The organism is Pseudomonas lini (genome assembly GCF_030812475.1).
Classification (GTDB): domain Bacteria; phylum Pseudomonadota; class Gammaproteobacteria; order Pseudomonadales; family Pseudomonadaceae; genus Aquipseudomonas; species Aquipseudomonas lini_A.
The window spans coordinates 49,688-72,147 of record NZ_JAUSSR010000014.1; the positions used below are offsets into that span (position 1 = coordinate 49,688).

Annotated in this window: 19 protein-coding genes; 7 read left to right on the forward strand and 12 right to left on the reverse strand. The window is 60.6% G+C overall.

The genetic code is table 11. The features are described 5' to 3' along the window. Positions 1–94: 94 nt before the first annotated feature. The gene (locus J2W17_RS24360; protein ID WP_130210101.1) at positions 95–520 is read right to left on the reverse strand and encodes a YybH family protein; all 426 of its coding nucleotides are present in this window, start codon (positions 518–520) and stop codon (positions 95–97) included. Between the two features lie 141 nt (positions 521–661). On the opposite strand from J2W17_RS24360, the gene J2W17_RS24365 reads away from it, so the two are divergent. After that, on the forward strand, positions 662–1,147 hold the full coding sequence (locus tag J2W17_RS24365; RefSeq protein ID WP_307340619.1) for a GNAT family N-acetyltransferase: 486 nt from the start codon (positions 662–664) through the stop codon (positions 1,145–1,147). Positions 1,148–1,393: 246 nt separating this feature from the next. Here J2W17_RS24365 and emhR read toward each other — a convergent pair whose 3' ends face one another. After that, positions 1,394–2,026: an efflux system transcriptional repressor EmhR gene (gene emhR / locus J2W17_RS24370; protein WP_307340622.1), complete on the reverse strand. Its 633-nt coding sequence runs from the start codon at positions 2,024–2,026 to the stop codon at positions 1,394–1,396. Between the two features lie 265 nt (positions 2,027–2,291). On the opposite strand from emhR, the gene J2W17_RS24375 reads away from it, so the two are divergent. The 4 genes from J2W17_RS24375 to J2W17_RS24390 all read left to right on the forward strand — a co-directional run bounded on the left by J2W17_RS24375 (position 2,292) and on the right by J2W17_RS24390 (position 9,715). Further along, the gene (locus J2W17_RS24375; RefSeq protein ID WP_307340625.1) at positions 2,292–3,449 is read left to right on the forward strand and encodes an efflux RND transporter periplasmic adaptor subunit; all 1,158 of its coding nucleotides are present in this window, start codon (positions 2,292–2,294) and stop codon (positions 3,447–3,449) included. Positions 3,450–3,452: 3 nt separating this feature from the next. After that, positions 3,453–6,614, forward strand: a complete 3,162-nt coding sequence (gene emhB / locus J2W17_RS24380) for an efflux RND transporter permease subunit EmhB (protein ID WP_307340628.1) — start codon at positions 3,453–3,455, stop codon at positions 6,612–6,614. Next, positions 6,614–8,074, forward strand: a complete 1,461-nt coding sequence (emhC, locus tag J2W17_RS24385; RefSeq protein WP_307340632.1) for an efflux RND transporter outer membrane subunit EmhC — start codon at positions 6,614–6,616, stop codon at positions 8,072–8,074. The genes emhB and emhC overlap by 1 nt, the downstream gene beginning before the upstream one ends. Positions 8,075–8,455: 381 nt before the next feature. After that, positions 8,456–9,715 carry an OprD family porin gene (locus J2W17_RS24390; protein ID WP_307340636.1) on the forward strand — a complete coding sequence of 420 codons (1,260 nt, stop codon included), beginning with the start codon at positions 8,456–8,458 and terminating at the stop codon, positions 9,713–9,715. A gap of 335 nt (positions 9,716–10,050) precedes the next feature. Here the strand turns inward: J2W17_RS24390 and pcaC are convergent, their stop codons facing one another. The 10 genes from pcaC to pcaR form a co-directional block, all read right to left on the reverse strand. Then, positions 10,051–10,443, reverse strand: a complete 393-nt coding sequence (gene pcaC, locus J2W17_RS24395) for a 4-carboxymuconolactone decarboxylase (protein ID WP_307340639.1) — start codon at positions 10,441–10,443, stop codon at positions 10,051–10,053. 10 nt (positions 10,444–10,453) lie between these two features. Further along, positions 10,454–11,245: a 3-oxoadipate enol-lactonase gene (gene pcaD / locus J2W17_RS24400; protein WP_307340642.1), complete on the reverse strand. Its 792-nt coding sequence runs from the start codon at positions 11,243–11,245 to the stop codon at positions 10,454–10,456. A gap of 11 nt (positions 11,246–11,256) precedes the next feature. Further along, the gene (locus tag J2W17_RS24405; protein WP_307340645.1) at positions 11,257–12,621 is read right to left on the reverse strand and encodes a 3-carboxy-cis,cis-muconate cycloisomerase; all 1,365 of its coding nucleotides are present in this window, start codon (positions 12,619–12,621) and stop codon (positions 11,257–11,259) included. Between the two features lie 46 nt (positions 12,622–12,667). Next, positions 12,668–13,972, reverse strand: a complete 1,305-nt coding sequence (locus J2W17_RS24410; protein WP_307340648.1) for an MFS family transporter — start codon at positions 13,970–13,972, stop codon at positions 12,668–12,670. A 210-nt stretch (positions 13,973–14,182) separates the two neighbouring features. Beyond that, entirely contained in the window at positions 14,183–14,749 is a 567-nt protein-coding gene (gene pcaG / locus J2W17_RS24415; protein ID WP_307340650.1) for a protocatechuate 3,4-dioxygenase subunit alpha, read from the reverse strand. Position 14,750: 1 nt separating this feature from the next. Next, complete coding sequence (pcaH, locus tag J2W17_RS24420) at positions 14,751–15,455, reverse strand: protocatechuate 3,4-dioxygenase subunit beta (RefSeq protein ID WP_150797549.1); 705 nt, start codon at positions 15,453–15,455, stop codon at positions 14,751–14,753. A 36-nt stretch (positions 15,456–15,491) separates the two neighbouring features. Further along, complete coding sequence (gene pcaF, locus J2W17_RS24425; protein ID WP_307340655.1) at positions 15,492–16,697, reverse strand: 3-oxoadipyl-CoA thiolase; 1,206 nt, start codon at positions 16,695–16,697, stop codon at positions 15,492–15,494. Next, positions 16,694–17,473 carry a CoA-transferase subunit beta gene (locus tag J2W17_RS24430; protein ID WP_150767097.1) on the reverse strand — a complete coding sequence of 260 codons (780 nt, stop codon included), beginning with the start codon at positions 17,471–17,473 and terminating at the stop codon, positions 16,694–16,696. The genes pcaF and J2W17_RS24430 overlap by 4 nt, the downstream gene beginning before the upstream one ends. Continuing rightward, a complete protein-coding gene (locus J2W17_RS24435; RefSeq protein WP_007947285.1) occupies positions 17,473–18,330 on the reverse strand; it encodes a CoA transferase subunit A in 858 nt (285 codons plus the stop codon). The genes J2W17_RS24430 and J2W17_RS24435 overlap by 1 nt, the downstream gene beginning before the upstream one ends. A 394-nt stretch (positions 18,331–18,724) precedes the next feature. After that, positions 18,725–19,567, reverse strand: a complete 843-nt coding sequence (pcaR, locus tag J2W17_RS24440) for a pca regulon transcriptional regulator PcaR (protein WP_307340660.1) — start codon at positions 19,565–19,567, stop codon at positions 18,725–18,727. A 644-nt stretch (positions 19,568–20,211) separates the two neighbouring features. On the opposite strand from pcaR, the gene J2W17_RS24445 reads away from it, so the two are divergent. Together J2W17_RS24445 and J2W17_RS24450 are read left to right on the forward strand one after the other, a co-directional pair. After that, positions 20,212–20,412: a hypothetical protein gene (locus J2W17_RS24445; protein WP_064676198.1), complete on the forward strand. Its 201-nt coding sequence runs from the start codon at positions 20,212–20,214 to the stop codon at positions 20,410–20,412. A 378-nt stretch (positions 20,413–20,790) separates the two neighbouring features. Then, a complete protein-coding gene (locus J2W17_RS24450) occupies positions 20,791–22,266 on the forward strand; it encodes an inorganic phosphate transporter (protein WP_307340665.1) in 1,476 nt (491 codons plus the stop codon). Positions 22,267–22,460 lie beyond the last annotated feature (194 nt).

The window sequence follows — 22,460 nt, forward strand, 5'->3', positions numbered from 1 at the left end:
GCTCTCCGTTTCTTGGGCTCTGCACTGATCGAACTGATCAACTATGGCTGCAGATTGGCGTTTTGGCGCTGTTTGCCGATCAACCGCCAGGCGATCAAGGTTCCAGGTTGAACAGTGCCGTGCCGCTCATCATGTCGAACGGGGCCGACCAGTGTTCGTGGACGATGCGCCATTGTCCGGCCTCGCGCCGGTAACAGGCGGTCACGCGCATCCAGCAGGCCTGGGTTTCACCCTTGTCATTGGTGCCGCCGCAATGGGCCAGCCAGTGGGCGAAGGCGATGTGCTCGTCGGCCACGATGTTCATCTGGTCGAAGTCAAAGGTGTGCGGACCCTGACACATTTCCATGCACTCCAGCCAGTGCGCGCGGTAAGCGGCCTTGCCCCGGAACTGCAGGGCCTTGACTGCGTCGTAGGAGACGATGTCCTCGGCATACAGGGCCATGATTTTCTCGACATCCTTGGCGATGACCGCCTGGCGATAGGTGTCGATCAGGGTCTGGATCTCGTGGGTAGCGTTCATGGTGGTTCTCCGTGGTTTTTGCTTGAAGACACCCTTTGTCGTCTGGCAAAACGCCAAATCGACAACTGAAATAAAAATAATCCGTCGGCGCAAACTCGATAGAATTCCTCCACCTATCGTTGATGGAAAAAGGATACTCCAGTGACAGCCAGACTCGTGCCTTACGAAAGCCTGAACGCGCTCCAGCGCCGGCAGGTCGAGGCCATTGAAGTGCACAACGAACAAATCAGGTTCTCCGGCGACATCCACGGTGCGTTGCACACCCTGCTTTCAAAGCCCGGCCCCGGGGTCAAGGGGTTTGCCCTGCTGGCCGAGGACATTCCCGTGGCCTTTCTGCTGCTCAAGCGTCCGCCGGTGCTGCCCGCCTGGGCCGACGAACACAGCGCGACCCTGCATGCCTTACAAGTCGATCACCGCGCTCAAGGCAAAGGCTACGGCAAGGCCTGCCTGCAAGCGTTGCCCGAGGTGGCGCGCCAGGCCTGGCCGGAGATAAAGGGACTGGAATTATCAGTGGATGCCGACAACGCGTCGGCCATCGCGCTTTATGCGAAATCCGGCTGGGTCGACAGCGGCGAGGCCTATAAGGGCCGGATCGGTTACGAGCGGCGGATGGGTCTGATCTTCTAAACCGATCAGCCTGCGCGCTGCTCGGCGGCAGCAAGATCACTGAGGCAAACCAGTGCCATGCCGCTCATGCCGACGCCACACTCATTCAAACTCGACACAAAATCCCTACAAAATACCGGGGTCGTTCGCTGTCATACGCAAGCGTCTGCGTATATAAAAGCATCCCGTTGCGACAACGCGAGCAAAGGACAGAGCTTCACCCCTGCCGGGCATTGTCAGAAACGGCTCCGTTTAATTCATTTTGTTTTATTTGCACAGACTAGGGCTCAAGCGCAGCATATCCAACCCGGTATCGGCCCAACGCTCGGCTTCGGCATGCAGTTCAAAACTGTCGGGCGCCAACAGCCACTGGTACAAAATGCCATCGATGTACGCATGCAGGCTGATGGCGGCGCGGGCAGTGTCGAGGTTTTCCGGCAACTGTCCCCGATTAACCGCATTACTCAGGGCCAGGGCGATTCGCCCATTGCAATCGAGACTGGCCGAGCGACGCTGCTGGCGCAGGTCGCACATTTCATCGGTGAATTCGCACTTATGAAACAGAATCTCATTGATGCGCCGGGTTTTCGGGTCCACGGCAACTTGATGAAACAAATGAATCAGCAGCTTGCGCATACAGCCCAGCGGGTCGGGTTCATCTGCGCTTTCGCTGGCCTTGGCCATGTCATCCAGCGGCTCATGCAAGCTGTCGAGCATGGCCTGTACCACGGCCGCCTTGTTGCTGAAATGCCAGTAGATAGCCCCGCGCGTGACGCCGGCCAGGGTCGCGATTTCCGCCAGCGTCGTGCGCGCCACGCCCCGCTCGAAAAAGGCTTTCTCGGCCGCTTCGAGTATCTGGCTACGGGTTTCTTGAGCTTCCTCTTTGGTACGACGGACCATGGCAGTACAACCTCAATCAGGATGCTTCAGCGATGTCTGAATATCAGCTGAATAAAAGTGGGGCGAACGCTCTCAGGCGTGGTCCCCGGCCTACAATTCGAATCTTTGATCAAATTTTGTAACGTCAAGGTGACACGGTTCAGCTATTTACAAACAACCATGAACGTAAGTATATTACTTAGCAAGCTACTTATCCACTCAGTGCAAAATTTTTACCTTTCCACCTTTCGAGTGCGCACTGTGCGTGCCTGACCCGAGGATTTTCATGCAATTCAAGCCAGCTGTTACCGCTCTGGTCACCGCCGTCGCCTTGGCAACTCTGCTTAGCGGATGCAAAAAGGAAGAGGCAGCGCCTGCAGCACCGCCCCCTCAGGTCGGCGTCGTAACCCTGCAACCACAAGCCTTCACCCTGACGTCCGAGCTCCCGGGCCGCACCAGCGCGTTCCGCATGGCCGAAGTTCGGCCTCAGGTCAACGGCATCATTCTCAAGCGCCTGTTCAAGGAAGGTGGCGACGTCAAGGCCGGCCAGCAGCTGTACCAGATCGATCCGGCCGTTTATGAAGCCACCCTGAAAAGCGCCCAGGCCAACCTGCAACAGACCAAGTCGATCTCCGATCGCTATCAGCAACTGGTCAAGGAGCAGGCGGTCAGCCGCCAGGAATACGACACCGCGCTGGCCAACCGGCTGCAAGCGGAAGCCACCCTGCAAAGCGCCCAGATCAATGTGCGCTACACCAAGGTGTACGCGCCGATCTCCGGCCGCATCGGCCGTTCTTCGGTAACCGAAGGTGCGCTGGTGACCAATGGCCAGGCCGACGCCATGGCTGTGATCCAGCAGCTCGACCCGATCTACGTCGACGTGACCCAGTCCTCCGTGGCGCTGCTTGAACTGCGCCGCGAACTGGAAAGCGGTCGCCTGCAAAAGGCGGGCGACACCGCCGCCATGGTCAAGCTGACCCTCGAGGACGGCAGCGAGTACAAACAACCGGGCAAGCTCGAGTTCTCCGAAGTCTCGGTCGACCAGACCACCGGTTCCGTGACCTTGCGTGCGGTGTTCCCCAACCCCGATCACACCCTGCTGCCAGGCATGTTCGTTCACGCCCAGCTGCAATCAGGTGTGAACAGTGCGGCGATCCTCGCGCCACAACAAGGTGTGACCCGTGACCTCAAGGGCAGCCCGACCGCGCTGGTCGTCGGCCCTGACAATAAGGTCGAACTGCGTCAGCTCAAGGCCAGCCGCACGGTGGGCAGTCAATGGCTGATCGAAGACGGCCTGAAGGCCGGCGATCGACTGATCACCGAAGGGCTGCAATACGTCAAACCTGGCATCGAAGTCAAAGCCAGTGAAGCGACTAACGTTAGCGCAAAGAACCCGGCCCCCGCACAGGTAGCTGACAAGGCCGCCGGCGGCAAAGGGGAGTAAACCATGTCGAAATTCTTTATCGACCGTCCGATTTTCGCCTGGGTAATTGCCCTGGTGATCATGCTGGTCGGGGCACTCTCGATCCTCAAACTGCCAATCAACCAATACCCGAGCATTGCGCCTCCGGCCATTGCGATCCAGGTGACCTACCCGGGCGCGTCCGCACAAACCGTGCAGGACACCGTGGTTCAGGTGATCGAACAACAGCTCAACGGTATCGATAACCTGCGTTATGTCTCCTCGGAAAGTAACTCCGACGGCAGCATGACCATTACCGCGACCTTCGAGCAGGGCACCAACTCCGATACCGCGCAGGTTCAGGTCCAGAACAAGCTGAACCTGGCCACCCCGCTGCTGCCGCAAGAAGTGCAGCAACAGGGGATCCGCGTGACCAAGGCAGTGAAAAACTTCCTGATGGTGATCGGCGTGGTGTCGCGTGACGGCAGCATGACCAAGGACGACCTGTCCAACTACATCGTGTCGAACATGCAGGATCCGATTTCGCGGACCGCCGGTGTCGGTGACTTCCAGGTCTTCGGTGCCCAGTATGCGATGCGGATCTGGCTCGACCCGGCCAAGCTCAACAACTTCAACCTGACTCCGGTGGACGTCAAGACCGCCATCGCGGCGCAGAACGTCCAGGTGTCGTCCGGTCAACTCGGCGGTTTGCCAGCGGTCGCCGGCCAACAGCTGAACGCGACGATCATCGGCAAGACCCGCCTGCAGACTGCCGAGCAGTTCAAGGCGATCCTGCTCAAGGTCAACAAGGACGGCTCGCAAGTGCGCGTCGGCGACGTGGCGGACGTCGGCCTGGGTGGCGAGAACTATGCGATCAGCGCCCAGTTCAACGGCAGCCCGGCCTCCGGTCTGGCGGTGAAACTGGCCAACGGTGCCAACGCCCTCGATACGGCCAAAGCCCTGCGCAAGACCATCGACACCCTCAAGCCGTTCTTCCCGCAAGGGATGGAAGTGGTGTTCCCGTACGACACCACGCCGGTGGTGACCGAATCGATCAAGGGCGTGGTTGAAACCCTGGTCGAAGCGGTCGTGCTGGTGTTCCTGGTGATGTTCCTGTTCCTGCAGAACTTCCGCGCCACCGTCATCACCACGATGACTGTCCCGGTGGTGTTGCTGGGTACCTTCGGCATCCTCGCGGCATTTGGTTTCAGCATCAACACCCTGACCATGTTCGGCATGGTGCTGGCCATCGGCTTGCTGGTGGACGACGCCATCGTCGTGGTGGAAAACGTCGAACGGGTCATGAGTGAAGAAGGCCTGTCACCCAAGGAGGCCACAAAGAAATCCATGGGGCAGATCCAGGGTGCGCTGGTCGGTATTGCCCTGGTGCTGTCGGCGGTACTGCTGCCGATGGCGTTCTTCAGCGGTTCCACCGGTGTGATCTACAAGCAGTTCTCGATCACCATCGTTTCCGCCATGGCGCTGTCGGTACTGGTTGCGCTGATTTTCACCCCGGCATTGTGCGCCACCATGCTCAAGCCGATTCCGAAAGGCGAACACGGCACGCCGAAACGCGGCTTCTTCGGCTGGTTCAACCGCAATTTCGACCGTAGTGTCAGAAGCTATGAGCGTGGCGTGGGCAATATGCTCTCGAACAAGGCGCCCTACCTGCTGGCCTACCTCATCATCCTGGTCGGCATGATCTGGCTGTTCACCCGTATTCCAACGGCGTTCCTGCCGGAAGAAGACCAGGGCGTGTTGTTCGCCCAGGTGCAAACCCCGGCCGGCTCCACTGCCCAGCGCACCCAAGTGGTGGTGGACGAAATGCGTGAGTTCCTGCTGCGTCCAACCAAGGACGGCGGTGAAGGTGACGCGGTAGCCTCGGTGTTTACCGTGACCGGCTTCAACTTCGCCGGCCGTGGCCAGAGCTCGGGTATGGCGTTCATCATGCTCAAGCCCTGGGACGAGCGTAACGCCGACAACAGCGTATTCAAACTCGCGGCACGGGCCCAGCAGCACTTCTTCACCTTCCGTGACGCCATGGTGTTCGCTTTCGCGCCGCCGGCGGTTCTGGAACTGGGTAACGCCACCGGTTTCGACGTGTTCCTGCAGGACCGCGCCGGCATCGGTCACGAAAAGCTGATGGAAGCGCGCAACCAGTTCCTCGGCATGGCGGCGCAAAGCAAGGTGCTCTCGCAAGTGCGTCCCAACGGCCTGAACGACGAGCCGCAATACCAGCTGGAAATCGATGACGAGAAGGCCAGCGCCTTGGGCGTGACCCTCACCGACATCAACAACACCCTGTCGATTGCCCTGGGCAGTAGCTATGTGAACGACTTCATCGACCGCGGTCGGGTGAAGAAGGTCTATCTGCAAGGCGAGCCAGGTGCACGGATGAGTCCCGAGGACGTGAAGAAATGGTATGTGCGCAACAGCGCCGGGACCATGGTGCCGTTCTCGGCCTTCGCCAAGGGTGAGTGGATCTACGGCGCGCCGAAACTGTCGCGGTACAACGGCGTAGAAGCGATGGAAATCCTCGGTGCTCCGGCGCCCGGCTATTCCACCGGTGAAGCCATGGCCGAGGTCGAAGCCCTGGCCAAGAAACTGCCGGCCGGTGTCGGTATTTCCTGGACCGGCCTGTCGTATGAAGAACGTCTGTCCGGCTCGCAAGCGCCAGCGCTGTATGCGTTGTCGCTGCTGATGGTGTTCCTGTGTCTGGCGGCGTTGTATGAAAGCTGGTCGATCCCGATCGCGGTGATGCTGGTGGTGCCCTTGGGCATCATCGGGGCGCTGATGGCGACCAGCCTGCGCGGCCTCTCCAATGACGTGTACTTCCAGGTGGGCCTGTTGACGACCATCGGGCTGGCGGCGAAGAACGCCATCCTGATCGTCGAATTCGCCAAGGAGCTGCATGAACAGGGGCGTAGCCTGCGCGATGCCGCGATCGAAGCCTGCCGGATGCGCTTGCGACCGATCGTCATGACCTCGCTCGCCTTCGTCCTCGGTGTGGTTCCACTGGCCATTTCCACGGGCGCAGGTTCAGGTAGCCAACATGCGATCGGTACCGGGGTAATTGGCGGTATGCTCACGGCCACGATCCTGGCGATCTTCTGGGTCCCGCTGTTTTTCGTCACCGTGTCGGCCATGGGGCAGCGCAAAACCGCTGACCAGGATGACGCTCTCGAACCTTCTAAAGAGGCTGGCTAATGAGCAAGTCGCTACTCTCCATCGCAATCGCGGCCCTGGTGCTGAGCGGTTGCTCACTGATACCGGATTATCAGCGGCCTGAAGCGCCGGTGGCCGGCCAGTATCCGCAGGGCCCGGCGTACTCGCCGGCCCAGGCGCCGGCCCAGGCCGCCGCCGAACAGGGCTGGAAGCAGTTTTTCCATGACCCGGCCCTGCAGCAGCTGATCCAGGTCGCCCTGGAAAACAACCGCGACCTGCGGGTCGCGGCGTTGAATATCGATGCCTTCGCGGCCCAGTACCGCATCCAGCGCGCGGATCTGTTCCCGGCGGTGTCGGCCAACGGCACCGGCAGCCGCCAGCGGCTCCCGGCACGGGCCTCGCAGACCGGCGAAGCGGGCATCACCAGTTCCTACTCGGCCACGGTCGGCATCAGTGCTTATGAACTGGACCTGTTCGGTCGGGTTCGCAGCCTGAGCGAAGAAGCGCTGCAGCAGTACTTCGCTACCGAAGAAGGCCGCCGCAGCACGCAGATCAGTCTGGTGGCCAACGTGGCCAATGCCTACCTGACCTGGCAGGCGGACAAAGAACTGCGCAAGTTGACCCAGGACACCCTCGGTGCGTTCGAGGAGAGCCTGAAGCTCACCGCGCGCAGCAACGAAGTCGGTGTGGCCTCGGCCCTGGACCTGGCCCAGTCGCGTACCTCGGTGGAAAACGCCCGGGCACAACTGGCCCGGTACACCCGCCAGGTCGCACAGGATGAAAACAGCCTGGTATTGCTGCTCGGCACCGGTATCCCGGCCAACCTGCAAGCCGCCAAACCGCTGTCCGACGACCTGTTGAGCGAGGTACCGCCTGGCCTGCCGTCGGACTTGCTGCAACGTCGTCCGGACATCCTCCAGGCCGAATACAACCTCAAGGCCGCCAATGCCAACATCGGCGCGGCCCGGGCTGCGTTCTTCCCGAGCATCAGCCTGACCGCCAATGCCGGCTCCCTGAGCCCGGACCTGTCCGGCCTGTTCAAGGGCGGTTCGGGCACCTGGCTGTTCCAGCCGCAGATCAATCTGCCGATCTTCAACGCCGGCAGCCTGCGCGCCAGCCTGGATTACTCGAAAATCCAGAAAGACATCGGCGTGGCGAACTACGAGAAGTCCATTCAAACGGCCTTCCAGGAAGTCGCCGATGGCCTGGCCGCGCGCCAGACCTACACCGAGCAATTGCAGGCCCAGCGTGATTTCGTCACTGCCAACCAGGATTACTACCGTCTGGCCGAGCGTCGTTATCGCATTGGCGTCGACAGCAACCTGACCTTCCTCGATGCCCAGCGTCAGCTGTTCAGTGCCCAACAGGCGCTGATCACCGACCGCCTGGCTCAGCTGACCAGTGCGGTGAATTTGTACAAGGCACTGGGGGGTGGCTGGAACGAGCAGACCGCCAGGGTCGAGCCGCATAAAGAAGAAGCGCCGAAGTTGAAGTTGTTCTGATCGCGCGGTAAAAACTTGGAGCCCGCCTTTTGGTGGGCTTTTTGTTGTCTGCAGGAAAGTTGTGTTGGCCATACTGGCCCCTTCGCGGCGGTGCGGCGATCCGACAAGCCCGCGAAGGGGCCAGTGCAAGCAACACATAAACTTCAGTCAATCTTGCGTTCGATTATCGCCCAAAACCCGCTTCGCCTATTTGAACTATCTAGTCCATTCATAGCACCATTCCCCCCACAACACCAATAACAACAGGTTCGACACCATGTCCCAGCGCCCTGCCCTCTCCGGCTGACCCCGCTCCGTTTCCGAATTCGAATCTTTTGACTGCATCCCCCAGGTTGCGGCATCGCCACGCTTCATCCCCAAGAATTAGAGAGACCCGAGCCCATGACGCCTTCCACCGCGCAGTATTTTTTCCCCAGCTTGATCGCCATCGCGCTGACCGGTGCGGCGCTGCCCGCCGTGGCCGAGGAATCGGGTTTTGTCGAAGGGGCCAAGATCAACCTGAACCTGCGCAACTTTTACATCAACCGCAACTTCACCAACCCGACCCGGGCTCAGGGCAAGGCTGAAGAGTGGACGCAAAGCTTTATCCTCGATGCCAGGTCCGGGTTCACCCAGGGCACCGTCGGGTTCGGCATGGATGTGCTGGGGTTGTACTCGGTGAAACTCGACGGCGGTAGAGGTACAGGTGGCACGCAATTACTGCCGCTGGACAGCGACGGTCGCCCGGCGCACAACTTCGGGCGCACCAACGTGGCGTTCAAGGCCAAACTGTCGCAGACCGAAGTGAAGGTCGGCGAATGGATGCCGGTGCTGCCGATCCTGCGCTCCGACGACGGTCGCTCCCTGCCGCAAACCTTCCGTGGCGGCCAGATCACTTCGAAGGAAATCTCCGGCCTGACCCTCTACGGCGGCCAGTTCCGCGCCAACAGCCCCCGCGACGACAGCAGCATGGGCGACATGTCGATGACTGGCCAGGCGGCATTCACCTCCGACCGTTTCAACTTCCAGGGGGGCGAATACCTGTTTAACGAAAAGCGCACCCAGGTCGGTCTGTGGAATGCCGAACTCAAGGACATCTACAGCCAGCAATACCTGAATGTGACCCACAGCCAGCCCATCGGCGACTGGACCCTGGGCGCCAACCTCGGCTTCTTCTACGGCAAGGATGACGGCAGCGCCCGGGCCGGTGAGCTGGACAACAAGACCTGGTCCGGCCTGTTCTCCGCCAAGTATGGCGGCCACACCTTCTACGTCGGCCTGCAAAAACTGACCGGCGACAATGCCTGGATGCGGGTCAACGGCACCAGCGGCGGCACCCTGGCCAACGACAGCTATAACGCCAGCTATGACAACGCCAAGGAGAAGTCCTGGCAGGTGCGGCACGACTACAACTTCGTTGCCGTCGGTATACCGGGCCTGACCCTGATGAACCGCTACATCAGCGGTGACAATGTGCACACCGGCACCGTTACCGATGGCAAGGAATGGGGGCGCGAATCAGAACTGGCTTACACCCTGCAAAGCGGAACGTTCAAGGACTTGAGCGTCAAATGGCGCAACTCGACCATTCGCCGGGATTTCAGCAATAACGAGTTCGACGAGAACCGGTTGATTGTCAGCTACCCGATCAACCTGTTGTAAACACGAATTACTGTGGGAGCGGGCTTGCCCGCGAAGGCGGCGGCACATTCAACAGAGATGTTGACTGATAGAACGCTTTCGCTGGCAAGCCAGCTCCTACAGGGGAGCTTCGGTGAACACAAAATTGGCGTTCACACTGGACCACTGTGGGAGCGGGCTTGCCCGCGAAGGCGGCGGCACATTCAGCAGAGTTGTTGACTGAAAGAACGCTTTCGCTGGCAAGCCAGCTCCTACAGGGGAGCTTCGGTGAATACAACGTTGGCGTTCACACCGGATCACTGTGGGAGCGAGCCCGCTCGCGAAGGGGCCAGCTCAGGCACCGCAAATCGCCAGGATCACTCCCGCGACTCAACCCCCAACTCATCCCACACCGACTCCGCCAGGTGGAACGTCGCATTCGCCGCCGGAATGCCACAGTAGATCGCGCTCTGCATGATCACTTCCTTGATCTCGCCACGGGTCACGCCGTTGTTGGCGGCGGCTCGCAGGTGCAGTTTAAGCTCACCCTCGCGGTTCATGCCGATCAGCATGGCGATGGTGATCAGGCTGCGGGTGTGGCGCGGCAGCCCCGGGCGGGTCCAGATGTCGCCCCAGGCATGGCGGGTGATCATCTCCTGGAACTCCGAGTTGAACTCGGTCAGGGTGGTCAGGCTGCGGTCGACGTGAGCGTCACCCAATACCGCGCGACGGACTTTCATGCCCTCGTCATAACGTTGTTTTTCGTCCACGACCATCCCCTCAATCAGCTGACAGGAACGCCAGTACCCGATCGCTGAACGCAGCGCCGGCCTGGACGTTGGACAAATGCGCAGCATGGAACTCGGCGTATTCGGCGCCCTGCACATGCGCTTGGATGAAATGCCCGCCCGACGGCGGCGTGACCGCATCTTCGGTGCCGGCAATGACCAGCAACGGCACCTTTATCGAAGACAGCTGTTCGCGGAAATCGGCATCGCGCACGGCGGCGCAGTTGGCCGCATAGCCTTCAGGCGAGGTGGCTGCGAGCATGTCCGTGATCTTCTTCGCCGCTTCGGGATTGGCTTCGGAGAAATCTGCGGTGAACCAGCGTGCAATCGACGCATCGCGTAGCGCGACCATGGCCGCCGCGCCGTCACGCAGCACGGTTTCGATCCGCGGATTCCACACCGATGGATCGCCGATTTTCGCCGCGGTATTGCACACCACCAGTTTGTTCAGTCGCTGGCCGGCGTTGATCCCCAACCACTGGCCGATCAAGCCGCCCATGGACAGACCGCAAAAATGCGCGCGCTCGATGTGCAAGGCATCCAGCAGTGCCAGCACGTCATGGCCCAGTTGCTCGATGCTGTAGGGTCCCGGCGTCACCAGGGACTTGCCATGGCCACGGGTATCGAAACGCAGCACCCGGAAGTGTTCGGTGAACGCCGCAATCTGCGCGTCCCACATATGCAGGTCGGTGCCCAACGAGTTGGACAGCACCAGCACCGGCGCATCGGCCGGCCCATCGAGTTGGTAGTTCAGTTCGCCCTCGGCGAGTTGTACGAATGCCACGGCAGTCTCCTTCAGGCAGTCAATGCAGAATGTTCGGCCACCGCTCGCTCGACCCAGGTACGGGCCTGACCGAGGTAATGGGCAGGGTCCAGCAGACGATCGAGTTCAACGGCAGACAGCTCGGCGATCACTTGCGGTTCCTCGCCAAGTACCGTGCGCAGATGACGCTGTTCCGCCACGGCGCGCTTGCAGCATTGTTCGAGCAGATGATGCGCAGTGTCGCGGCCAACCCGTTGCGCGAGGACGATGCTCACCGCTTCGGCCAGCACCAGGCCTTGGGTCAGGTCGAGGTTGCGGGCCATGCGATCGGCATCCACTTCCAGCCCGTCGGCCAGCAACAGCGCCTGCTGCAGCGCACCGGATACCAGGCAGCAAATGTCCGGCAGGGTTTCCCACTCGGCATGCCACAGGCCCAGGCTGCGCTCGTGTTCCTGAGGCATGGCGCTGAACAGAGTCGACAACAGGCCCGGCACCCGGGTCGCGGCACCGATCAGCACTGCTGCGCCTACCGGGTTGCGTTTGTGCGGCATGGTCGAGGAACCGCCCTTGCCCGGCGCCGACGGCTCGAAGACTTCGGCCGCTTCGGTCTGCATCAACAGGCTGATGTCGCGACCGAATTTGCCGAGGCTGCCGGCGATCAGACCCAGTACCGAAGCGAATTCCACCAGGCGATCGCGCTGGGTGTGCCAGGGTTGTTCGGGCAAGCTCAGTTGCAATTGTGCTGCCAGCGCCTCGGCAATCGGCAATGCTTGTTCGCCCAGGGCCGCCAGTGTCCCGGAGGCACCACCGAATTGCAGCACCAGCAGGCGCGGCTTGAGTTCTTGCAGACGCTGGCGGCTGCGGGTCACGGCGCCGAGCCAACCGGCGATCTTCATGCCGAGGGTGACCGGCGTCGCATGTTGCAACCAGGTGCGTCCCGCCAGCGGCGTTGCCACGTAACGCAGGGCCTGGGTCGCGAGGGTTTCCCCCAGTTGCGCCAGGTCGCTTTCAATCAAGGTCAGCGCGCGGCGCAGTTGCAGCACCAGGCCGGTGTCCATCACGTCCTGACTGGTCGCGCCCAAGTGTACAAAGCGCTCGGCGTCGGCATCATTCTTCGCGATCTGCTTGCCCAGCGCCTTGACCAGCGGAATGGCCGAATTACCCGCCGTGGCAATCGCCTCACCCAAGGCAATGAAGTCGTAGTGCTCCGCCCGACAAGCCGCTTCGATCGGTGCGACCGCCGTCGACGGAATCAACCCGACCCGCGCCTCGGCCCGGGCCAGTGCCGCTTCGAAATCGAGCATGGCCTGAACCCGGCCCTGATCGCAGAACACTTCACGCATGTCGCGGGCAGTGAAATAAGCATCGAACAACTGATTGCCCGGTCGCTGGTTCATAGACAGTCCCTGGAGGCGTGGGCCGGTCAGGCCCACGGGTAAAAAATCAAAGATCGTGTTCCAAATATTTCGGCTGCTTCGGCAGACGCAGGCTGAACAGGAACGCCACCGCCATCATCACCGTCACGTACCAGTAGAAGGAGTTTTCCATGCCCACGGCTTTGAGGCTCAAGGCCACATACTCCGCCGAACCCCCAAAGATCGCATTCGCCACGGCATACGCCAGGCCGACACCCAATGCCCGAACTTCCGGCGGAAACATCTCGGCTTTCACCAGGCCGCTGATCGAGGTGTAGAAACTGACGATCGCCAATGCCAGGGTAATCAGCACAAAGGCCAGGAACGGACTGGTATTGCTTTTCAGGCTCAACAGGATCGGCACGGTGCACAAGGTACCCAGGGCGCCGAACCAGAGCATCGACTTACGACGGCCGATCTTGTCCGCGAGCATGCCGAAAAACGGCTGCATGCACATATACAGGAACAGCGCGCCGGTCATGATGTAGCTGGCCGTCTTGGCGTGCATGCCGGCGGTGTTCACCAGGTACTTCTGCATATACGTGGTGAAGGTGTAGAAAATCAGCGAGCCACCGGCGGTGTAGCCCAGCACGGTAATGAACGCGGCCTTGTGGTCGCGGAACAGCGCCCGGATGCTGCCGGCATCCTTGTTGTCGCGCATTTCCTTGCTGGTGGTTTCCTTGAGCGAACGACGCAGGAACAGCGAAATCAATGCCGCCGCCGCACCGACCACGAACGGGATCCGCCAGCCGTAGGCGCGCAGGTCGTCTTCAGTGAGAAACTGTTGCAGGATCACCACCAGCAACACCGCCAGCAACTGTCCACCGATCAGTGTCACGTACTGGAAAGAGGCGAAGAAACCGCGCTGGCCCCTGAGGGCGACTTCGCTCATGTAGGTCGCCGTGGTGCCGTATTCACCGCCTACCGACAAGCCCTGCAGCAAGCGGGCGAACAGCAGCATGATCGGCGCCCAGACGCCGATGTCCTTGTAGGTCGGCAGGCATGCGATGAGCAACGATCCGAAGCACATCATCAGAATCGAGATCAACATCGAATTCTTGCGCCCGTGCTTGTCCGCGACCCGGCCGAAGATCCAGCCACCGATAGGCCGCATCAGGAACCCGGCGGCGAATACGCCAGCGGTGTTGACCAACTGTACCGTGGGGTTGTCGGACGGAAAGAACGCTGGCGCGAAATAGATTGCACAAAAGGCGTAGACGTAGAAGTCGAACCATTCGACGAGGTTGCCCGACGAGGCACCGACAATCGCAAAGATCCGTTTGCTGCGCTCTTCACCGGTGTAGTGCGCTGGAATAGCGGTGGGGGTAGTCATGGGGTATTCACTCTTTGGGGACTGTGAGAGTCTAGACACACTTTGCAACAGTCCCGTTCCACAGAAGCATTGGCAATACATAACCCCTGTGGGAGCGGGCTTGCTCCGGGCGGCGTTCCGACGAAGGCGTCGTGTCAGGCAACTTTGATGTCAACTGACACGCCGCTTTTCGCGAGCAAGCTCGCTCCCACAGGGATTGATGGTGTTCTCTCAATAGTCGAAGAACACCGTCTCCTTATCAGTCCCTTGCAAAATCACGTTCCACTGATAAACACCCGCGCCATCCTTCTTCGCCAGCAAGGTGTCGCGGCGCTCGGCAGGCACGCATTCAAGCAGCGAATCAGCGACATTGGCCGGCTCGCCATCAAAGTAGATTCGCGTCAGCAAGTGCTTGACCAGGCCACGGGCGAACACCAGTACCACCAGGTGTGGCGCCTGGGTCGTGCCTTTCAGGCCTTGCACCGTGCCGGGCTTGATCGTGGTGAAGCGGAACCGCCCGTCGGCATCCACCGGCACCCGGCCAAAGCCTTCGAAGTTCGGGTCGAGGGGCTTGTCCTGATCGTCTTCGGGGTGGTCGTACTTGCCGGCGGCATTGGCCTGCCAGACTTCCAGCATCGCGTCATTGACGACATCGCCGTTGCCATCGATGACCTGACCGGTGATCGCCACGCGCTCGCCGAGGGTTTGTTCGACGGTCAGGTCTTCGCGGTTCAGCCAGGTCAGGCCAATGTGGTAGTAAGGTCCGACGGTGTGGGACGTGGTCGCATTCAGCGTCATCTTATTTCTCCATCGGCGTGGCTTCGCGGCCGCGCAGGACGATGTCCCAGCGATAACCGAGGGCGTAGGAAGGGATGGTTTTTTCCAGGTCGAAACTGGCGATCAGGCGCTCTTTGGCGCTGGTATCCGGCACGCAGTTGTAGATCGGGTCATACGCCAGCAACGGGTCACCGGGGAAATACATCTGGGTGACCAGCCGCGTCAGGATGCTCGGCCCGAACAGCGAAAAGTGGATGTGCGCCGGGCGCCAGGCGTTGTGGTGGTTACCCCACGGGTAGGCGCCGGGCTTGATGGTCTGGAACTGGTACCAGCCATCGGCGTCGGTCACGGTGCGACCGGTACCGGTGAAGTTCGGGTCCAGCGGCGCATCGTGCAGGTCGCGATCGTGGTTGTAGCGACCGGCGGCGTTGGCCTGCCAGATCTCCACCAGGATCCCCGGCACCGGCAAGCCATCTTCATCCAGTACGCGACCGTGGATGATGATCCGCTCGCCCTGCGGTTCGCCCTGGTGTTGAGCCGTCAGGTCGTTGTCCTTTTCGTTGATGCGCTCGGCGCCGACCGTCGGACCGGTAATTTCCGACAGCGAGTGAGGCAAGAACACTAGCGGCTTGGACGGCGAGCGACGGTTGGTGGATTGGTAGGCCGGGTGCAGGTAGTCCGGCTGGGTGCCCGCCTGCGGGCGGCGGTAACCAGGCTTGTCAGTCATGGAGCATTCCTCAGTTCTTGTTATCCAGGCGACGTGTCAGACGCGTTCGATGGCCAGCGCCAGACCCTGGCCGACGCCGACGCACATGGTCGCCAGGCCTTTCTTGCCACCGGTCTTTTCCAGCTGATGCAGCGCGGTCAGCACCAGGCGCGCACCGCTCATGCCCAACGGATGGCCCAGGGCAATGGCACCACCGTTCGGATTGACCTGCGCCGCGTCGTCCGCCAGCCCCAGTTCGCGCAATACCGCCAGACCCTGGCTGGCAAAGGCTTCGTTGAGTTCGATCACGTCGAAATCGCTGACCGCCAGGCCCAGACGCTCGGTCAGTTTGCGCACCGCCGGCACCGGGCCGATGCCCATGACCCGAGGGGCGACACCGGCGCTGGACATGCCCAATACTTTGGCACGCGCCGTCAGGCCGTGTTTCTTCACCGCGTCGCCGGAGGCCAGAATCAACGCGGCCGCACCGTCGTTCACACCCGAGGCATTGCCTGCGGTAACGGTTTTGTCGGGACCGTTGACCGGTTTCAGCCTGGCGAGGGTTTCCAGGGTGGTGTCGGCGCGAGGATGCTCGTCCTGGCTGACGACCGTTTCACCCTTCTTGTGGGCAATGCGCACTTCGACGATTTCTTCGGCGAAAAAACCTGCAGCTTGCGCGGCGGCGGTCTTTTGCTGGCTGCGCAGTGCGAAAGCGTCCTGATCCTCGCGGGAAACCTGGTAATCGTCGGCGACGTTGTCGGCAGTCTGCGGCATTGCATCCACGCCGTATTGGGCCTTCATCAACGGGTTGATGAAACGCCAGCCGATGGTGGTGTCTTCCAGCTTCATGTTGCGCGAGAACGCCGCATCGGCCTTGCCCATCACGAACGGTGCGCGGGACATAGACTCGACGCCACCGGCAATCGCCAGCTCCATCTCGCCACTGGCAATGGCGCGGAATGCAGTGCCGATGGCATCCATGCCCGAAGCGCAGAGGCGGTTGAGGGTCACGCCCGGAATGCTTTCCGGCAGGCCCGCCAGCAGCAGCGCCATGCGGGCCACGTTGCGGTTGTCTTCACCGGCCTGGTTGGCGCAGCCGAGGAACACCTCGTCTACCGCACTCCAGTCCACCGACGGGTTGCGCTCCATCAGCGCCTTGATCGGCACGGCAGCCAGGTCGTCGGCGCGAACTGCCGACAGGCCACCGCCGAAACGGCCGATAGGGGTACGAATCGCGTCGCAGATATAAACGTCACGCATCATGCTTCTCCGGGTGCTTGGCCGTGGGCCGCGGCGGTGCGGGCTTCCAGGTCGCGCAGTGCCTTTAGCTCTACGTCGGTCGGCTCGGCGGTGTTTTCAACGTGTTCGGCGAAACGAATCGCCCAACCCGTGGCTGCGGTCACTTGCTCGCGGGTCACGCCCGGGTGCAGTGCGGTGACCACGAATTCATGGGTGCCGGCTTCCGGTTCCATGATGCACAGGTCGGTAATGATGCCGACCGGACCGGCGCCCGGCAGACCGAGACGCTTGCGTGAATCACCGCCTTCGCCATGACCGACCGAGGTAATGAAGTCGAGCTTGTCGACAAAGGAACGCGCCGACTGCTTGAGGATGATCAACACGCTCTTGGCGGAACCGGCGATCTCCGGCGCGCCACCGGCACCCGGCAGACGGACTTTCGGCGCATGGTAGTCGCCGACGACCGTGGTATTGATGTTGCCGAAACGGTCGACTTGCGCAGCGCCGAGGAAACCGACGTCAATGCGCCCGCCCTGCAGCCAGTAGCGAAAAATCTCACCGGTCGGAACCACGGTGTCGGCGGTTTCCGCCAGTTCACCGTCACCGATCGACAGCGGCAGAACGCTCGGCTTGGCACCGATCGGACCCGATTCGTAGATAAGGACTACATCTGGCGAGGACGTCAGACGTGCCAGGTTGGCGGCTTTCGACGGCAGGCCGATGCCCACGAAGCATACCGAACCGTTCTTCAAACGGCGGGCGGCGGCGACGGTCATCATTTCATTGGTGGTGTAAGTCATTACTTCGCCTCCGAAGCAGCGGCCAGCTTGGCCTGGAACTCGCTGAAGTCAGCGCAGCCATGGATGTACTCGTTGATCCACGCGGTGAAGGTTTCACGGTCGCGGGCAATCGGGTCCCAAGCCTGATAGAAACGGTTGTCGCGCTCGTTGTAACCGTGAGCGTAGGACGGATGTGCGCCACCAGGCACGTGGCAGACCGCGCTCAGGGCCCAGGTTGGCAGTACACAGGAATTCATCGGTGCATTGAGGTCGTCGACGATTTCTTCGACTGTGACGATGCAACGCTTGGCCGCCAGCGCGGCTTCTTTTTGCACGCCGAGGATGCCCCACAGCAGCACGTTGCCTTTACGGTCGGCCTTTTGCGCGTGAATCACGGTGATGTCCGGACGCACCGATGGCACCGCCGCCAGCACTTCGCCGGTGAATGGGCAGGTGACGGTCTTGATCAGCGGGTTGACCTTCGGCAGGTCGGAGCCGGCGTAGGCGCGCAGCACCGCAAACGGTAGTCCCGAGGCGCCAGCGACGTAGGCATTGGCCAGGTCGGCGTGGCTGTGTTCTTCGATTTCCAGCGCGTGCGGCCACTGCTTCTCGACTGCATCGCGCAGACGGTGCAGGGAACCGACACCCGGGTTACCGCCCCAGGAGAAGATCAGCTTGCGAGCACAACCGGCACCGATCAACTGATCGTAGATCAAGTCAGGAGTCATCCGCACCAGGGTCAGGTCTTTCTTGCCCTGGCGAATGATTTCGTGACCCGCCGCGGTAGGAATCAGGTGGGTGAAGCCTTCGAGCGCGACGGTATCGCCGTCGTTTACGAATTGCTTCACCGCGTCGTGCAGGGAAAGGATTTCAGCCATGGGGCAGGCTCCCGTATTGTTGTGAACCGACAGTGGTCGAAAAAGGCGCGATGCGCCGCGCCGGAATGACTGAAGAGTAAGCCCCTGAAAAACGCCAGACAATCCGATAATCGACTGAGTGTTCGTTTATCGCACATATTGTTGTCTGGCTACCTATCGCCAAAAGCTTCGCGAGCAGGCTTCCCACAGCGATCAAACTGTGTGAGCGAACCTGCTCGCGAAGGCGCACTGGTATCCGGGATTGAGGTCGACTGACACGCCGTCGTCGCGAGTGCGGTGGAATCACCAGCGCCGTCAGCACCTGCTCGAAGTGGCTGACGCTGCCGCGACATTAGTTATCCTGGGGAAGGAGCGTCAATTCGACAACTGCGCCTGTGTGCGGTTATCGAACAACTTAGGCAAAGAGCTGTGCACTGAGGTCACGGCTGGCGCTCAGCAGCCCCGGCAGGAAACGCTGCTCCAGCTCATTGCGGCTGACCCGGCCGGCGTGAGTACTGACATTCAAGGCCGCCACGACTTGCCCGGACGCGTCGTACACCGGAACGGCGATCGAGCGCAGGCCCTGCTCGAGCTCCTGATCGACGATGCACCAACCTTGCTGCCGCACTTGCTGCAGACACTCGAGCAACGCCTCGGGAGTGTGCAAGGTACGACTGGTCTTGGCTTGCAACTCCGCATGATCGAGGTACTCGCGCAGCGAAGTATCGTCCAGCGCGGCGAGCAGAATCCTGCCCATGGACGTGCAATAGGCCGGCAAGCGTCCGCCCACAGACAAATCAACGGAAATCAGGCGTTGGGTGGTAGCGGAACGGGCGATATACAGGATGTCATCGCCTTCCAGCGTGGCCATGTTGCACGCCTCGTGAAGTTGTTCGCTCATGCGGTCCAGGTAGGGCTGGGCAGAGACCGCCAACGGTGTCGAGGACACGTAGGCATGGCCGAGGGTCAACACTTTGGGCAGCAGCGAATAAGTGCGCCCGTCAGTGGTGGCGTAGCCGAGCTTGATCAGGGTGTGCAGGCAACGTCGCACCGCGGCGCGGGGAATTTCCGTGCGATGGCTGATCTGTGCGATGGTCAGATGCCGTTTGCGCTCCTGGAACGCTTGCACCACGGCCAGGCCACGGGCCAGGGACGTCATGAAATCAGGGTCACCGGTCATGGCCTGAATCCGCTTGGCTGGCGATGCAACGATCGGCGGCGCCACCGAGGCGAAGGAGTTGCGCATTTGATCGTTCATATCAGGTCCTTTTCCCACACGGATCAGCGACTATTACAAGCGGCTCCCGGCGTCCTGCACAAGCCATGGAGGTCAACATTGGGCGATTATCGAACAACCAACCGATAATCGCAACTGATAGCCTTGCGCACCCGATGATTTACCAACGGATCTACCCTTGCAGGTCATAGGCATCAAAGGTAAATATAGTTGTCCTTACTTGACCGGCTTAATGGCGCCAGAAACACAACGCTGTAACCTGACTTAGAGCCCTGAAGTTGCGAACAACAAAACAATCACACATGGAGAACCACTTTTAACGCGTTGACGATAGTGTTCTTCGAATCGGCCGCTATAATACAATTCAGTGGTGCCCGGTTTTTACCCGGGTTCGCCACCCGGTAGCGCGATGTCCCATCGCCGCTGCCCGCAGCAAGCGCCAGACGCTCATTTCATATGCTTCGACCCGGCGCTTGCTGAAACAGGAACTGATGCTACGTCAGCTATTTGTCTCTGGTGCCGTGGCCGCCTGCAACATGGAAGTATTGATCGCCAATGCCCAAAAAACGATGCCTTCGCGGGTTTTGTCCTTTTGGCGAGCGTGATCAATAGGTTTGATGCAGCGCGTTTCACCAGAATTAATCTCATCTCAATCAGGTACCACTGTGACAAAAGACGAACTGCGCGCGGAACTTGAGCGCCAGGAACAACGTTACAAGGAAGTTTACGGCGGGGCAGTCACCACCTACGCCGCTCAGCCCGAACCGGAACGCAAGCCTTGGCGTAAACGCGCCACCGTTCAGGATCAGGCATTCACTCAAGAACTGCAGAAAATGGAAAAGGAACTCAAAGCCGAAGAGCCGTGACCGTCTCGGCCGGATTCCTTTCAAGGGCCTGGTGTCTGCACCCGTTACAAGCGGGGTGTATAGATGTTGCCTTTTCGCGCCCGTTATCCGCGGGCAGCGGCTGCCTCACCCACCGGATGAGGTAAATGGCATATGTCCGGCCCTCTTTCAGATTTTTCACATAAGCGTTCAAGCCTCTCGGTCCTACGAGAGAAACCCTTGTGCCTGCGGGCTTTCCAAAGAAATTCAATGACTTGTAAAAGCCGTTAAAACCCGGGGCCCGAAGGTATTTTTACAAATTAATTCGTTGAAGAATGTTACCGATGAGCAGCAAGTGCATCGATTAGCGGTCTTTTCTGGCATAATCGCGCCCCCTTACGACCGGGTCAGAAAACCTTCATGATCGATTTATTCAGCGGACTGGATGCGTGGGTGCTTGTGAGCCTCTTGCTCGCCCTGGCCTTTGTCCTCGCCTTCGAGTTCATCAACGGCTTTCATGACACCGCTAACGCGGTGGCCACTGTTATCTACACCAAAGCCATGCCGCCTCATCTGGCGGTGTTCTTTTCCGGTGTGTTCAATTTTCTCGGCGTATTGCTGGGCGGAGTTGGCGTGGCCTATGCCATCGTCCACTTGTTGCCGGTGGAGCTGTTGATCAATGTGAACACCGGTCACGGGCTGGCCATGGTGTTCTCGTTGCTTGCCGCCGCCATTACCTGGAACCTGGGTACCTGGTATTTCGGCATCCCGGCTTCCAGCTCCCACACGCTGATCGGTTCGATTCTCGGTGTCGGTCTGGCCAATGCCTTGATCAACGACATTCCGTTGGCCGATGGCGTGAACTGGCAGAAGGCGATCGACATCGGCGCCTCCCTGGTGTTCTCGCCGATGGCCGGCTTCCTGGTCGCCGCCCTTATTCTGATCGGTCTTAAATGGTGGCGTCCGCTGTCGAAGATGCACAAGACGCCAGAACAGCGCCGCAAGATCGACGACAAGAAGCACCCGCCGTTCTGGAACCGCCTGGTACTGGTGATTTCGGCAATGGCCGTGAGCTTTGTGCACGGCTCCAACGATGGCCAGAAAGGTATCGGCCTGATCATGCTGGTGTTGATCGGTATCGTACCGGCGCAGTTCGTGCTCGATCTGGGCAGCACGACTTACCAGATCGAACGGACTCGCGACGCGACCTTGCACCTGAGCCAGTTCTACAAGCGCAACGCCGATACCCTGGGTGAATACCTGGCCCTGGGCAAAAGCGTGGAAGGCGATCTGCCGGAGAAATTCCGTTGCAACCCGCAACAGACCGAACCGACCATCACCGCCCTGCTTGGCACACTCAAGGGTGTAGAGGACTACCGCTCGTTGCCGGCGGAAAGCCGCATCGAAGTGCGTCGCTACCTGCTGTGCCTGGATGACACCGCGAAGAAAGTCGGCAAACTGCCTGGCCTCGCGGCCCGTGAGAAGGCTGACCTGGACAAGTTGCGCAAAGACCTCACCACCACCACCGAATACGCGCCGTTCTGGGTGATTCTGGCGGTCGCCCTGGCGCTTGGCCTGGGTACCATGGTTGGCTGGAAACGCGTGGTCTTGACCATTGGCGAGAAGATCGGCAAGCAGGGCATGACTTACTCCCAGGGCATGTCGGCCCAGATCACGACTGCGAGCCTGATCGGCATGGCCAACATCTTCAGCCTGCCGGTGTCCACTACCCACGTCCTGTCTTCGGGCGTGGCCGGCACCATGGTCGCAAATAAAAGCGGCCTGCAAGGCGGCACCGTCAAAACCATCCTGCTGGCCTGGGTCCTGACCCTGCCGGCGACCGTGGCGCTGTCGGCCGGCCTGTTCTGGCTGGCCTCCAAAGCACTCGGCAGCTGATACACAGCGGCACAAAAAAGGCGCGCTCCGTGAGGTTCGCGCCTTTTTTATCGCTGCAGTCCCTGACATCCAAACCCCTGTGAAAGCGGGCTTGCCCGCGATGAGGCCATCTCATTCAACATCAATGCTGAATGATAGATCGCCATCGCGGGCAAGCCCGCTCCCACAGGGTTTGGTGCATACCGTCCAAATTA